General features: G+C 65.2%; 15 protein-coding genes. 10 read left to right on the forward strand and 5 right to left on the reverse strand.

Translation table 11 applies throughout. The features are described from left to right. Positions 1–132 precede the first annotated feature (132 nt). The 4 genes from HU751_RS03170 to greB all read left to right on the forward strand — a co-directional run bounded on the left by HU751_RS03170 (position 133) and on the right by greB (position 3203). Positions 133–1533, forward strand: a complete 1401-nt coding sequence (locus HU751_RS03170; RefSeq protein ID WP_186734342.1) for an MltF family protein — start codon at positions 133–135, stop codon at positions 1531–1533. Between the two features lie 111 nt (positions 1534–1644). After that, on the forward strand, positions 1645–2079 hold the full coding sequence (locus tag HU751_RS03175; RefSeq protein WP_028692624.1) for a DoxX family protein: 435 nt from the start codon (positions 1645–1647) through the stop codon (positions 2077–2079). Positions 2080–2325: 246 nt separating this feature from the next. Then, complete coding sequence (locus HU751_RS03180) at positions 2326–2634, forward strand: hypothetical protein (RefSeq protein WP_186734341.1); 309 nt, start codon at positions 2326–2328, stop codon at positions 2632–2634. Positions 2635–2723: 89 nt separating this feature from the next. Beyond that, positions 2724–3203, forward strand: a complete 480-nt coding sequence (greB, locus tag HU751_RS03185) for a transcription elongation factor GreB (RefSeq protein ID WP_186734340.1) — start codon at positions 2724–2726, stop codon at positions 3201–3203. 40 nt (positions 3204–3243) lie between these two features. Here the strand turns inward: greB and HU751_RS03190 are convergent, their stop codons facing one another. Genes HU751_RS03190 through HU751_RS03200 form a run of 3 tightly spaced genes read right to left on the reverse strand, consistent with a single transcriptional unit; the run spans position 3244 to position 7265 of the window. Further along, positions 3244–4065 (reverse strand): hypothetical protein, encoded by an 822-nt coding sequence (locus HU751_RS03190; RefSeq protein ID WP_186734339.1) that lies wholly within the window; start codon positions 4063–4065, stop codon positions 3244–3246. A 9-nt stretch (positions 4066–4074) separates the two neighbouring features. Next, positions 4075–6582 carry an ABC transporter permease gene (locus tag HU751_RS03195; protein WP_186734338.1) on the reverse strand — a complete coding sequence of 836 codons (2508 nt, stop codon included), beginning with the start codon at positions 6580–6582 and terminating at the stop codon, positions 4075–4077. Continuing rightward, a complete protein-coding gene (locus HU751_RS03200) occupies positions 6582–7265 on the reverse strand; it encodes an ABC transporter ATP-binding protein (RefSeq protein ID WP_050705063.1) in 684 nt (227 codons plus the stop codon). Before HU751_RS03200 ends, HU751_RS03195 begins: the two co-directional genes overlap by 1 nt. A gap of 10 nt (positions 7266–7275) precedes the next feature. On the opposite strand from HU751_RS03200, the gene HU751_RS03205 reads away from it, so the two are divergent. The 3 genes from HU751_RS03205 to HU751_RS03215 all read left to right on the forward strand — a co-directional run bounded on the left by HU751_RS03205 (position 7276) and on the right by HU751_RS03215 (position 9290). After that, positions 7276–7881 carry an arylesterase gene (locus tag HU751_RS03205; protein ID WP_186734337.1) on the forward strand — a complete coding sequence of 202 codons (606 nt, stop codon included), beginning with the start codon at positions 7276–7278 and terminating at the stop codon, positions 7879–7881. A gap of 58 nt (positions 7882–7939) precedes the next feature. Then, complete coding sequence (locus tag HU751_RS03210; RefSeq protein ID WP_028692618.1) at positions 7940–8221, forward strand: hypothetical protein; 282 nt, start codon at positions 7940–7942, stop codon at positions 8219–8221. A 94-nt stretch (positions 8222–8315) separates the two neighbouring features. Beyond that, entirely contained in the window at positions 8316–9290 is a 975-nt protein-coding gene (locus HU751_RS03215) for a L,D-transpeptidase family protein (protein WP_050705065.1), read from the forward strand. A gap of 228 nt (positions 9291–9518) precedes the next feature. On the opposite strand, the gene oprI is transcribed toward HU751_RS03215, so the two are convergent. Continuing rightward, the gene (gene oprI / locus HU751_RS03220; RefSeq protein ID WP_003259780.1) at positions 9519–9770 is read right to left on the reverse strand and encodes an outer membrane lipoprotei OprI; all 252 of its coding nucleotides are present in this window, start codon (positions 9768–9770) and stop codon (positions 9519–9521) included. Positions 9771–10403: 633 nt separating this feature from the next. Here oprI and HU751_RS03225 point away from each other — a divergent pair. Next, complete coding sequence (locus HU751_RS03225; RefSeq protein ID WP_186734336.1) at positions 10404–10685, forward strand: GNAT family N-acetyltransferase; 282 nt, start codon at positions 10404–10406, stop codon at positions 10683–10685. A 57-nt stretch (positions 10686–10742) separates the two neighbouring features. Here HU751_RS03225 and HU751_RS03230 read toward each other — a convergent pair whose 3' ends face one another. Further along, positions 10743–11819, reverse strand: coding sequence for a 3-deoxy-7-phosphoheptulonate synthase (locus HU751_RS03230; RefSeq protein WP_028692615.1), 1077 nt, complete (start codon positions 11817–11819; stop codon positions 10743–10745). 261 nt (positions 11820–12080) lie between these two features. Between HU751_RS03230 and HU751_RS03235 the strand changes: the two genes are divergently transcribed. Together HU751_RS03235 and HU751_RS03240 are read left to right on the forward strand one after the other, a co-directional pair. Continuing rightward, entirely contained in the window at positions 12081–13043 is a 963-nt protein-coding gene (locus HU751_RS03235; RefSeq protein ID WP_186734335.1) for a putative 2-dehydropantoate 2-reductase, read from the forward strand. A gap of 95 nt (positions 13044–13138) precedes the next feature. Then, positions 13139–13636, forward strand: coding sequence for a universal stress protein (locus tag HU751_RS03240; protein WP_028692613.1), 498 nt, complete (start codon positions 13139–13141; stop codon positions 13634–13636). Positions 13637–13758 lie beyond the last annotated feature (122 nt).

Consider the following 13758-nt stretch of genomic DNA (forward strand, 5'->3'; position numbering starts at 1 on the left):
CAGCATAGCAAAAACCGGGATATCGAGAAAAAACCAAGAACTTCAAACGTTTGCCGTGGTCTGTTGCGGTCATTTATCAAGGATCGATCACAGCACATGGTGCCCGCCAACCGCTCTCGGACCCTTATCCCCATGTTGCGAACCTTTTTGACTGGCCTGTTGCTGTCCGGGCTGCTGGCCGGCGGGCCTGCCGCTGATGCCGGGCCGCAGCAGCATGTGCCGGCCAGCCAGGCGCGCGACCTGGCGCAGATCCGCTCGAGCAAGGTGCTGCGGGTGCTGGTCAACCAGAGCCGCAATAGCTCCGGCGAGGTCAAGGGCGAGCCGGTGGGCGTCGAGTACTACCGCTTGCGCGCCCTGGAGCACGCACTCAATGCCCGGGTCGCCGACGGCCAGGAAATCACCCTGAAGATCATCCCCCGCGCCAAGGAGCAGCTGCTCGCGGCCTTGCAGCGCGGCGAGGGCGATCTCGCCGCCCCCGGCGAGCTGCTCGACCCGAGCGTGGTGCGCGGAGTCGGCGCCAGCACCCCGGTGGTCGACCAGGTGCCGCTGCAACTGGTCGGGCGCAAGGGCGAGCGCGGCTACAACCGCCCCGAGCAGCTGTCCGGGCGCACCGTCGCGCTGACCACCGCCAGTGCCGCGGGTGCGGCGATCCAGGCGATCAACCAGCAGTTGGCCTTGCGCAAGCGGGCACCGATCAAGGTGGAATGGGTCGACCCGACGCTGGCGGTGGAGGATGTGCTGGAGATGGTCCAGGCCGGCATCTACCCGCTGACCGTGGTGGAGCGACCGATCGCCCAGCGCTGGGCGCGGGTGATGCCGCGCCTGCGGGTGGACAGCAAGCTGCAGCTGGCCCCGCCCCAGGCCATGCGCTGGTATGTGCGCCAGGACGCGCCGATGCTGCAGGCGGCGGTGGATCGCTTTCTCGCCACCTACCGCGCGCCGGACAACCAGGACGCGGCCTTCGAGCGCATCTATCGGCGCCAGTACCGGGTGCACAACCCGCTGGCTCGACAGGATCGCCAGCGCCTGGAGTCGGTGCGCCCGGTGCTGCAGAAGCACGGTGGCGACCAACAGTTCGACTGGCTCAACCTGGCCGCCCTGGCGTTCAAGGAGTCGACCCTCGATCCCAAGGCGCGTGGTACCGGTGGCGCCCACGGGCTGATGCAGATCACCCCGTCGGCGGCCCAGCGGGTGGGGGTGAGCAACACCGCCACGGTGGACGGCAATGTCCAGGCCAGCGCCCGCTACCTGGCGCTGATCCGCCGCAAATTCTTCGCCAGCCCCCAGCTCAACGAGCGCGAGCGCATGGCTTTCATCCTGGCTGCCTACAACCTCGGCCCGGAGCGGGTCCAGGCCATGCGTGCCGAGGCCCGGCGACGGGGTCTCAATGGCAACCAGTGGTTCTTCCAGACCGAGCGCATCGCCATGGAGCAGGTGGGCATGGGGCCGGTGAACTTCGTCAACAGCGTCAACAAGTACTTCCTCGCGTTCAACCGTGAGCGGGCTTCCCTGGAACGTGTGGCGAAGCGCTAGATAAATCTAATTATTCGATAGAATCTACGCGATTATTGCGATTTTCTTATTCGATGATTTGATTAAGATGGCGCTCATCCAACACACACCTGCTCAAACAAGGAAGCAAACATGAACAACTCCCTCAAAGCCCTGTTCACCACCCGCGCCGGTTATGGCCTGAGCGTCGTGCGTATCCTGGTCGGCGTCATCTTCATGGCCCACGGCGCGCAGAAACTGTTCGGCCTGTTCGGTGGCTACGGCCTGGAAGGCACCGGCCAGTGGATGGAAAGCATCGGCCTGGCCCCGGGCTACCTGATGGCCCTGCTGTCTGGCAGCGCCGAGTTCTTCGGCGGTCTGGCCCTGGTGGTCGGCCTGCTGGCTCGCCCGGCGGCGCTGGCGTTGAGCGTGACCCTGGTGGTGGCGATCTTCTCGGTGCATATCGGCAACGGGCTGTTCATGTCCAACAACGGTTACGAGTTCGCCCTGGCGCTGATGGCCGGTACCGTGGCGGTGCTGATCGAAGGCGCGGGCCGCCTGTCGCTGGACCGCCTGATCGCACGCTGATCATCGATTGCGGGTCCAGCCCGCTCCCACGAAACGTGTGGGAGCGGGCTGGACCCGCGATTGCGTTTGCACAAGCGCTTGTAACTTCCTGCGTCAGCCTCTAGCATACCGATTGCGCCGATTTAAACAGCTACTTGCGGGGCGCAGGAGAGGCCCCGACGGGTCATCCGAAATACCGCTAAAGCGCTGGTTCGGTGACGCCTCCCACCGCTGCCCAGCGGGAACAGCGAGGCGGAGAGAGACTCCATGAGTTGCCCACGTACCAGTGTCTGCTTGACCCCCCTGGCCAAGAACCAGGTTTCCCGTACCCCGCGCATCCTGCTCGGCGGCCAGCATCAACCCACGCTTTTGCGCAATCTTGATGGCTTTTCCCGACGCAAGGGCCAGGCCTGTGCCTTCCTCATACAGTTCTCCGAAAGCTGTGAACAGCTCGACCAGTACGGCAATGATCGCTTCGATCTGGCAGTGATCCAGGCGCCCGCCGCAGAAGAGGCCGCCGAGGTCATCGGCCAGCTCACCCGTATCGCCCGCCAGGGCCTGATCACCCGCCGTTGAGCGGCGTGTCGCGTCCAGCATTTTTTCGCTAAGCTCGGTCTCCCGGTGGGCGCATGGCGCCCGCCGTGGATGCACTGAGGAGACAGTCGTTGAGCACCAACATCATCACCATAGAAGGCCATGCCGCGCTGAAGCAGGAGCTTGATCACCTGTGGCGGGTCTATCGCCCGGAAATCACCCAGAAGGTCACCTGGGCGGCCTCGCTGGGCGATCGCAGCGAGAACGCCGACTACCAGTACAACAAGAAGCTGCTGCGCGAGATCGACCGCCGCGTGCGCTACCTGCGCAAGCGCCTGGAAGACGTCAAGGTGGTCGAGTACTCGCCCCAGCAGGAAGGCAAGGTGTTCTTCGGTGCCTGGGTGGAGATCGAGAACGATGACGGCGAGCAGCTGCGCTTTCGCATCGTCGGCTATGACGAGATCCACGGGCGCAACGACTACATCTCCATCGACTCGCCCATGGCCCGGGCCCTGCTCAAGAAAGGGGAGGGCGACGAAGTGCTGGTGCACACGCCCACGGGCGAGGCGACCTGGTATGTGAACAGTATCCGCTATGAGACTGGGTCTTAGGTGTCCTGAAATGCCAAGGCCCCTTAACAGGAGCCTTGGTCTAATAGAAGATACCGAACAGGTCGCTACCCTCTAGGAGTTGATGCGGCTCGCGTAGAGCTTGCTCCAGAAGTGCGGATCCCGATTCTGCTGTTTGGCATACCAGGGATCGGAGGAGTATGTTTCTTTTAAGCGTTGCGAGCCCAGCGCGCGCCTCTCCGCTTCTTGCAAGCTTATCACTCCAGCCTCCCAGAACTGTTTCCAGTAGTGGTCGGCCCTCAGCGTCGACGAAGGTCTTTGACTCGAATTCATAGATTGCATTGCATATCTCCGGAACACAGGAGGCTAAGGATGCGACACCAGTTTCGATCATGGATTGGATGTTGTCCAGCGTATGCCCGTGCGTCCAGGGTAGCGGAGGAACACCCAGAGTCGAGTTCCCCTCGCGCTGATATTGGTGGGGCGCCAGATGGTCGGTGGTACCGTACTTGATGGCCGATGATAGCATGGCATCCGTGCGTCGACGCAGTGCGAGATCCGACAAGCCATCCGGATCACCGATGAAGACGCGTCGAGTGTTTCTTGCAAAGCTTGCCACCCCTGAGTAGACGGCTGATCCCCCACGGCCGGGCCGGTTGTCTGAAATGTCGAGCCACACCTTGATCGGACCGACATAGACATCGAACTGAAGGGGGCCTTCAAATTCAAACTGGAATGTCTCGGGGTAGTCTTCGGCATCCAGAGTGTTCAGGTGTGCGGTGTCCGGCAAGAGCCGCCGGATGATGCTGACCAGATTTCCTTCGTCCGTGCGAGGTGTCTGAAACAGCTCATCCGCTGCTATTGCCAGAAGCCACTGCGCCGCGAAAATTCGGTGCTCACTCATGATGGCGGATTATCCCTCGCGCAACACCGCCAACGGACTTGCATTGAGCGCGCGACGCGTGCCGACCACCCCGGCTCCGCCTACCAGCACCGCCCCGGCCAGCGGCAACGCCAGCAGCCACGGATGGGGTGCCCAGTGCAGGTCGAAAGCATAGCGGTACAGCGCCCAGGTGATCAGCTCGCAACCCAGCGCCGCCAGCACGCCGCTGGCCGCGCCGAGCAGGCCGAACTCGATGCGTCGTGCCTTGACCAGCAACGGGCGCGCCGCCCCCAGCGCCCGCAGCAGGGCACCCTGGCGAATGCGTTCGTCGAGGGTCGCCTGCAGACCGGCAAACAGCACCGCCAGTCCTGCCGCCAGCACGAACAGCAGCACGTACTCCACCGCCAGGGTGACCTGGGCGAGGATGCTGCGCAGCTGCGCCAGCAGCGCGTCGACCTGCAGCACGGTCACCGCCGGGAAGGCCCGGGACAGCGCGACGATCTCCTGGTCGTGGCCCGGCGCCAGGTAGAAGCTGGTGAGGTAGGTGGTGGGCAGGCCTTGCAGGGTGCCCGGCTGGAAGATCATGTAGAAGTTGGGCTGGAAGCTGTCCCAGTGCACGCTACGCAGGCTGCTGACCCGCGCCTGGCGCTGCTGGCCGCCGATGTCGAAGGTCAGCAGGTCGCCCAGTTGCAGGTGCAGGCTCTGCGCCAGCTCCGCTTCCACGGACACTCCGGGGACTTCATCGTTGGCGGGTACCTGTTGCCACCATTGGCCGGCGCTCAGGGCGTTGCCCTGGGGCAGCTCGGCGGCCCAGGTCAGACTGAGGTCACGCTGGATGGCGCGCTCGCCGGTGGATTCCTTGCTGACCAGCTGGCGTACCGGCTGCTCATTGATATGGGTCAGACGGCCGGGAATCACCGGGTACAGCGGCGCGGCGCTGGCGTTGATCTGGGCCAGGCGCTCGGCGAACGGCTGGCGCTCGTCGGGCAGGATGTTCAAGGCGAAATGGTTGGGCGCGTCCTTGGGCAACTGCGCCTGCCAGGTGTCGAGCAGTTCCGCGCGCAGCAGGGCGACCAGGCCCATCGCCAGCAGGATCAGGCCGAAGGCCAGGGCCTGGCCGGCGGCGGCCAGCGGGTGGCGCAGCAATTGCCCGAGGCCCAGGCGCCAGGCCAGCGGCGCGCCGGCCAGCAACCGGCGCAGGCTGCGCAGGCCGAGCAACAGCAATCCACCCAGCAGCAAGGCGGCGATCAGCCCGCCGCCGAGCAGGGCGAAGGTCAGCAGCAGGTCCAGGCTCAGGCGCCACATGATCAGACCCAGGGCAAGCAGGGCGGCGCCGTACACCAGCCAGCTGCTTGGTGGCAGCGGCAGCAGGTCGCGGCGCAGCACGCGCAGCGGCGGCACGCGACCCAGGGCCGCCAGCGGTGGCAGGGCGAAGCCGGCCAGGGCCACCAGCCCGGTGCCGATGCCGGCCAGTGCCGGGGTGAGGCCGCCGGGCGGTACCTGGCTGGGCAGCAGGCCTTCGAGCAGGCGGAACAGCCCCAGCTGCGCCAACCAGCCGAGCAGGGCGCCGGCCAGCGCGGCGGCGACGCCGAGCATGGCCAGTTGCAGGCTGTAGAGGCCGAGGGCCTGGTGGCGGGACAATCCCAGGCAGCGCAACAGGGCGCTGGCGTCCAGGCGCCGCGCGGCATAGCGGCTGGCCGACAGGGCCACGGCGACGCCGGCCAGCAGCACTGCCACCAGGCTGGCCATGTTCAGGTAGCGTTCGGCCTTGCCCAGGGCGCCGCCGATCTGCCGGTTGCCGTCGCGGGTGTCGAGCAGGCGCTGGTTGGCGGCCAGGCTTTTTTCCGCCGTCTGCCGGTACTGCTGCAGGGCATCGATATCGCCGCGCCACAGGTCGCGGTAGCTGACCCGGCTGCCGGGCTGGATCACCCCGGTGGCGTCGAGGTCGGCGAGGTTCATCAGCACCCGTGGGGTCAAACTGTAGAAATTGTTGGCGCGGTCGGGCTCGTAGGTCAGCACGCGGCTCATGCGCAGCGTCTTCATGCCCACGTCGATGCTGTCGCCGATGGCCAGGCCCAGCGCCGCGAGCAGGCGCGGCTCGACCCAGGCCTCGCCCGGCGCGGGGCCGCCGCCGGGCGTTTCCTCGGCGTAGGGCGCCGCCGCGCTGCGCAGCTGGCCGCGCAGGGGATAGGCGGGGTCGGCGGCCTTGATGCTGGACAGCTGGATGCCGCTGTCGCCGCCGACCACGCTGGTGAACTCCACCACCCGCGCATGGCTCAGGCCCAGCGCCGTGCCATCGACGATCTGCTGCGCGCTGGGCGGGGCGCTGCCCTGCAGGACCAGGTCGGCGCCGAGGAACTCGCTGGCGCGCAACTGCATGGCACCGTTGAGACGGGCGCCGAAGTAGCCGATGGCGGTACTGGCCGCCACCGCCACCAGCAGCGCGAAGAACAGCACGCGCACTTCGCTGGCGCGAGCATCGCGCAGTAACTGGCGCAGGGCCAGGACACACAGTCGCGGAAACGATAGGCGGGTCATCAGGGCTCCAGGGGCGCCACCAGGCGACCGGCATCCAGGCGGATCAGGCGGCGACAGCGCTTGGCCAGGCGCTCGTCGTGGGTCACCAGCACCAGGGTGGTGCCGCGCTCCTGGTTCAGTTCGAACAAAAGGTCGCTGATGCGTTCCCCGGTGTGGCTGTCGAGGTTGCCGGTGGGCTCGTCGGCGAACAGCACCGCTGGCTGCGCGGCGAAGGCGCGGGCGATCGCCACCCGCTGCTGCTCGCCGCCGGAGAGCTGGCGCGGGGTGTGGCTCAGGCGTTTGCCCAGGCCGACCCGTTCGAGCAGGTCGCGGGCGTGTTCGCGGGCATCGCGCCGGCCGTCCAGCTCCAGCGGCAGCATGACGTTCTCCAGGGCGTTGAGGCTGTCGAGCAACTGGAACGACTGGAACACGAAGCCCACGTGCTCGGCGCGCACCCGGGCGCGTTGGTCCTCGTCGAGCGGTCCGAGGTCGTGGCCGGCGAGGATCACCTTGCCGGCGCTGGGTCGGTCGAGCCCGGCAAGCAGCCCCAGCAGCGTGGACTTGCCGGAGCCGGAGGCACCGACGATGGCCAGGCTGTCGCCCTGGGCGAGGTCGAGGGAGAGGGCGTGGAGGATGGTCAGGTCGCCTTCCGCGCTCGGGACCACTTTGCTAAGGTTCTGCGCAACGAGAATGCTGGGGCCCATGGAGAATCCGATGCGAATGTGGTGGTTGAGTGCCGGCCTGGCCCTGTGTTGCCTGGCCCAGGGCGCGGCGGCGGGAACGCTGCTGGTCGTCGGCGATAGTATCAGCGCCGGTTTTGGCCTGGATACCCGCCAGGGGTGGGTCAGCCTGCTGCAACAGCAGTTGAAGAAGGAGGGTTTCGACGATCAGGTGGTCAATGCCTCGATCAGCGGCGACACCAGCGCAGGTGGCCAGGCGCGGCTGCCGGCGCTGCTTGCGGCGCACAAGCCGGACCTGGTGGTGCTGGAGCTGGGAGGCAACGACGGCCTGCGCGGACAGCCGCCGCAACAATTGCAACAGAATCTTGCCGCGATGATCGATCAGTCCCGCCAGGCTGGTGCCAAGGTGGTGTTGCTGGGCATGCGCCTGCCGCCGAACTATGGCGTGCGCTACACCACGGCGTTCGCCCAGGTTTATGAACAGCTGGCCGCCGATAAAAAGGTGCCCCTGGTGCCGTTCTTCCTCGAAGGCGTGGGCGGGGTGCCGGAGTTGATGCAGGCCGATGGCATCCACCCGGCGGCGGCTGCCCAGCAGCGCCTGCTGGAAAATGCCTGGCCGACGATAAAACCCTTGCTGTGACGCTTTTATCGGGGGCCGCTTTCGGCTAATGTTGCGCCCCCCGTTTCGAGTGCCCCCGATGCCGCGCCCTGCCTGGTCCCTGTACGCCTACCAACTGATCGAGCCCGATGAGCAGCTCGACCTGTTTGCCTGCCAGGAAGTGCGCATCCACCTGGCCGCCCGCCAGCTCGAGCTGGGCGTGCCGGTCGACCGTACCTTGTGCGGCGGTCTGCTGCCGGCGCAGCCGCGCTGGTCGGGGGTGGAGCGGGCGATCTACCGCGACGAGCGCCTGTGCCCGCTGTGCCGGGCGATCCTCGATGCCCAGCGGCGCGGCATGCGCCCGGTGTGGCCGGAACTCTGAGCGCCTTTCATCATCTGAAACGCATGCGCCTCCCGCTCGTTTCGGCGCGGGTGTACAATCGTTGTCTTGACTGATCTTTCGAAGGATTTCCCGGATGTTGCCGCGCTTTCCCGCCGTCACCCGTAGCCTGACCCTGGCCGCCATGCTGGCGACAGGCCCCGCTGTTGCGCTGGAACTGCCGTTGCCACCTCCCGGTGAAGATGTCGTCGGCCAGGTCCACACCATCAAGGCCAAGTACGAAGACACCTTCGCCGACATCGGCACCGCCAACGACCTCGGCTACCTCGAGATGATCGCCGCCAACCCGGGCGTCGACCCCTGGCTACCGGGCGCCGGCACCGAGATCGTCCTGCCGACCCGCTACATCCTGCCACCGGGCCCGCGTGAAGGCATCGTCATCAACCTGGCCGAGTACCGCCTGTACTACTACCCGAAAGGGCAGAACGTGGTGCACACCTTCCCGCTGGGTATCGGTCGCGAGGGTTGGGGTTCGCCGATCGCCAACACCAAGATCACCGCCAAGACACCGAACCCGACCTGGACGCCGCCGGCCTCGATCCGCGCCGAGCATGCCGCCGATGGCGACATCCTGCCGGCCGTGGTGCCGGCCGGGCCGGACAACCCGCTGGGGCCGTTCAAGTTCACCCTGGGTGTGCCGGGTTACCTGATCCACGGCTCTAACAAGAAGTTCGGTATCGGCATGCGCACCAGCCACGGCTGCTTCCGCATGCTCAACAACAATGTGCTGACCTTGTCGAAGATGGTTCCGGTGGGTACTCCGGTGCGCATCATCAACGAGCCGTACAAGTTCGGCATCAGCGCCGGCAAGGTCTACCTCGAGGCGCACACGCCGCTGGACGACCACGGCAACCCATCGGTGGTCGACAAGCACACCGCGGTCATCAATGCGTTGCTCAAGCGTGAAGACCTGGCCAACAACTTGCGCATGAACTGGGACATGGTTCGCGATGTGGTGGCGGCCGAAGACGGCATGCCGGTCGAGATCGCGGTGCCAACCAATGGCGCAAGCGCGCCGATGGTATCGAGCATTCCGCCAGAACTGCAGTAAGCGATTGCCCGCTGGCAACTAGCGGGGCACTTTGGGGCCGCCTTGCGGCCCATCGCGGGACAAGCCCGCTCCTACAGGTACGGTGAACGCCATGCTTTAGGCGCAGCTTGTCCCGCGATGGGTCACCAGGCGGCCCCAGTTGTTTGGGCGGCATCGTCCGGCTTTTGTCCAGGCAATAAAAAAGCCGACCCACAAGTGGGTCGGCTCCATAACAATCCGTGAGGATTATTATTTGCGGCTGGCTTTGTCCAGCATACGCAGAGCGCGCTCGTTGGCTTCGTCAGCGGTCTGCTGAGCCTTCTGAGCAGCTGCCAGGGCGTCGTCAGCTTTGCGGTAGGCTTCGTCTGCACGAGCCTGGGCGCGAGCTGCTGCGTCTTCGGTAGCAGTCAGGCGAGCTTCGGTTTCTTTGGATACGCTGCTGCAACCGGTAGCCAGAACTGCGGCCAGAGCCAGAGCAGAGAATTTCAGAACGTTGTTCATCGTGTTCCCCTTCAAGGACTTTCTATTAAATAGCCATCTCTCGGAAAAGAGAAACTGGCCGGCGTACATAGTACCCATTACTTGTAGTAAGTAAACTGACTGAGCGCAAGAACTGCAAAAAAAATGCTGCGCAGGGCTCCGACGACGGGGTTTGTAAACAAAGTGTGAAAATCCTGGCCAGCGTTCGCAAGCGATTGTAGTACAGGAACTTTTTTGTTGAACTAAGGGTGACTTTAACTGTCGGCGGGCGTCATAGCCCAAGAACATCCGGTTGCTGTTGCCGGACCTCGGGCGGGTGGCTGTCAGCATTTTCATGCTGCGCGGCTTGAGCATTCTCGCTGGTGCCGCCTACTATTTGAGGGGGCCATCGACGCAGAACGATCCAGGTCGTGTTGCTGTCCAAGGGGCAACAGGTGGCGTAGGCTTTGTGCGAAAAGTCGCCGAGCGGCGATCAGGCAAGGCGAAAACAGGCGAGGAAGCGGAGTTTGCTGGTTGCAAATGAGCTCCGAGCCTGTTTTCAACGCAGCATGATCGTCGCGCAGGCACTTTTCGCGCAAAGCCTGGAGGTTCCTCCGCCGGATAAACCATATCGGTAAGGTAAGGGTCTGCCGACAAGACCTGCGAGGAGTAGTGATGAGCGAAACGCTGACCATCCACCATGACCAGGCCGGTCATCAGTTCGAGACCACCGTGGACGGTCACCGGGCCTATCTGACGTACATGGACCTGGGCAAGCAGACGCTGGACATCTATCGCACCTTCGTGCCCAGCGCCCTGCGCGGTCGCGGGATCGCCGCGGCGCTCACCGAGCAGGCCCTGGCCTATGCCGAGCAGATGGGCTACACCGTGATTCCGTCGTGCTCCTACGTCGAGCGCTATATGGAGCGCCAGCAGCGCCATTCAAGCAAGGTCTGAACGACCGTACACATGAAAACGCCGGGCATTGCCCGGCGTTTTCGTTTGCGCAAGAAGTCAGCCGCGCTGACGCTTGGGCAGCACGTCCTTGAGCTTGGCGTGCATGCTGCGCAGGGTCTTCTCGGTGGCTGCCCAGTCGATGCAGGCATCGGTGACGGACACGCCGTACTGCAGCTCGTCGAGGTTCTTCGGAATGGCCTGGCAGCCCCAGTTCAGGTGGCTCTCGACCATCAGGCCGATGATCGACTGGTTGCCTTCGAGGATCTGGTTGGCGACGTTCTCCATGACCAGCGGCTGCAGGGCCGGGTCCTTGTTGGAGTTGGCGTGGCTGCAGTCGACCATGATGTTGGGCTTGATCTTGGCCTTGACCAGGTCCTGCTCGCACAGGGCGACGCTGACCGAGTCGTAGTTGGGCTTGCCATTGCCGCCACGCAGCACCACGTGGCCATAGGCGTTGCCCTTGGTGGTGACGATGGACACGCCGCCTTCCTGGTTGATGCCCAGGAAGCGGTGCGGCTTGGATACCGACTGCAGGGCGTTGATGGCCACGGTCAGGCCGCCATCGGTGCCGTTCTTGAAACCGACCGCCGAGGACAGGCCCGAGGCCATCTCGCGGTGGGTCTGGGATTCGGTGGTGCGGGCGCCGATGGCCGACCAGCTGATCAGGTCTTGCAGGTACTGCGGGGAGATCGGGTCGAGCGCTTCGGTGGCGGTGGGCAGGCCCTTCTCGGCCAGGTCCAGCAGCAGTTGGCGACCGATGTGCAGGCCGTCCTGGATCTTGAACGAGTCGTCCAGGTACGGGTCGTTGATCAGGCCTTTCCAGCCGACGGTGGTCCGCGGCTTCTCGAAGTACACGCGCATGACCAGGTACAGGGTGTCGGAGACTTCCTCGGCCAGCACCTTCAGGCGCTCGGCATACTCGTGGGCGGCCTTGATGTCGTGGATCGAGCAGGGGCCGACCACCACGAACAGGCGATGGTCCTTGCCGTCGAGGATGTTGCGCACCACTTCACGGCCGGCAGTCACGGTCTGCAGGGCCTTGGCGCTGAGGGGGATTTCCTTCTTGAGCTGATCGGGGGTGATCAAGGTCTCGTTGGAGGCAACGTTAAGGTCATCGATCGGTAAATCAGCCATCGTGTTACTCGTCAGGTCACGGGTGCCGGCCGCCAGCGTTCCCCGTGCGGCCCAGCAGCAGATTATTCGCAGCGGGGAGGCCGAACCTTAGCGCGTTAGCGGGGGCGCGACAATGGGCTGGGGCCCGTCGATACGGGGTTTTTGCCCGTCAGGCGGCAATTGCGGGCAAGCACTGCGCCTGCGGGGAGGATTTGGCCGCGATGGCCGGCGCGCGGGTATAGTGGCTGACCCACAACAATGACTCTCGACCAGGAGCACGGCATGGCGTCCCTCGACCCTCGCATTGGCAATCCCCGCATCGGCATCATCGGCAGCGGCGCAATCGGTGGCTTCTATGGCCTGATGCTGGCCCGCGCCGGCTTCGATGTGCACTTTCTGCTGCGCAGCGAATACCAGGCCGTGCGCGAGCAGGGGCTGCGCCTGGACAGCGCGGTGCATGGCCAGGTGCACATGCCGGTGCAGGCGTACGCCCGTGCCGCCGACATGCCGCCCTGCGACTGGCTGCTGGTAGGCGCCAAGGCCACCAGCAACGCGGAGCTGGCGCCCTTGATCGTGCAGGCCGCGGCGCCCGATGCCCGGGTGGTGTTGCTGCAGAACGGCCTTGGCGTCGAGGAACAGTTGCGCCCGGCCTTGCGCCCGGACCTGCACTTGCTCGGCGGCCTGTGCTTCATCTGCGTCAATCGCGAGGGCCCCGGCGAGATCCGCCACCAGTCGCTGGGCGCGGTAAACCTGGGCTATCACAGTGGCCCGGCGCAGGACGGTGGGGCCGCCGTGGTGGAGGAGGGCGTCGGGCTGTTCCGGGCTGCGGGCATTGACTCCCAGGCCATGGCCGACCTCGACCAGGCGCGCTGGCAGAAGCTGGTGTGGAACGTGCCCTACAACGGCCTTTCGGTGTTGCTGCAAGCCAGCACCACGCCCTTGATGGGTGATGCCGACAGCCGCGCGCTGATCCAGGCGCTGATGGCCGAAGTGGTGGCGGGCGCCAAGGCCTGTGGCCGCGAGCTGCCGGCGGGCTACGCCGAGCACCTGTTCCGCATCACCGAGAAGATGCCCGACTACTGGCCGAGCATGTACCACGACCATCTCCAGCAGCGGCCGCTGGAGCTGCAGGCGATCTATGCCGAGCCCCTGGCCCGGGCCCGCGCGGCCGGTTGCGCGTTGCCGCGCATGGAGGCGTTGTACCAGGCCCTGGCGTTCATCGACCGGCGCAGTCGGCAGGCCTGAAGCCCGCGGCGGCTGTGCGCCGGACGGCCAGGCGACCGCCGATGGCGCTGCTAAGCTCAAGCTTGCTCTGCCGTCGCGGCAGTCGAGGAGGTCGAATGATCCGTTCCATGCTGTTTGCCACTGACCTCGGTGTCTATGCGCCCTTTGTCATGCAGCACGCCCTGGCCCTGGCGCGGACCTTCAACGCAGAGCTGTATGTGATCCATGCCGTGGAACCCATGGGCCAGTTCGCCGAATCGTTGCTGCAGAGCTACCTCGATGAACAGACCCTCGATGCGCTGCACAGCGAGGGCGTCAACACGGTCATGGCCAATATCGAGCAGCGGGTGCTGGAGAACTTTCGCGACGAGATGACCGAGCCGGCCGACCTGGCATTGATCCGCGCGGTGCGGGTACGCCAGGGCGACCCGGCCCAGGTGATTCTCGAGCAGGCCCAGCGGTTGTCGGTCGACCTGCTGATCTTCGGCAGCCACAGCGCCGGCGCGGGAGTGGATGTGCCGATCGGTCGCACGGCGGTGCGGCTGCTGCAACTGTCACCGGTGCCGGTGTACATGGTGCCGTTGGCTCACCATCTTGGACGTAGGAAATCGTGAACCTAGCGGTAGGACTTTTTCCAGCGAACGTAACAAAATAGTTCTAGATTTATTTCTCAAGCCACTAATATAGTTATAACTCGTCGCTGCCGGCGCGCCGGTGACCTACCGCCTTTGAGGGA

Source organism: Pseudomonas peradeniyensis (assembly GCF_014268935.2).
Classification (GTDB): Bacteria; Pseudomonadota; Gammaproteobacteria; order Pseudomonadales; family Pseudomonadaceae; genus Aquipseudomonas; species Aquipseudomonas peradeniyensis.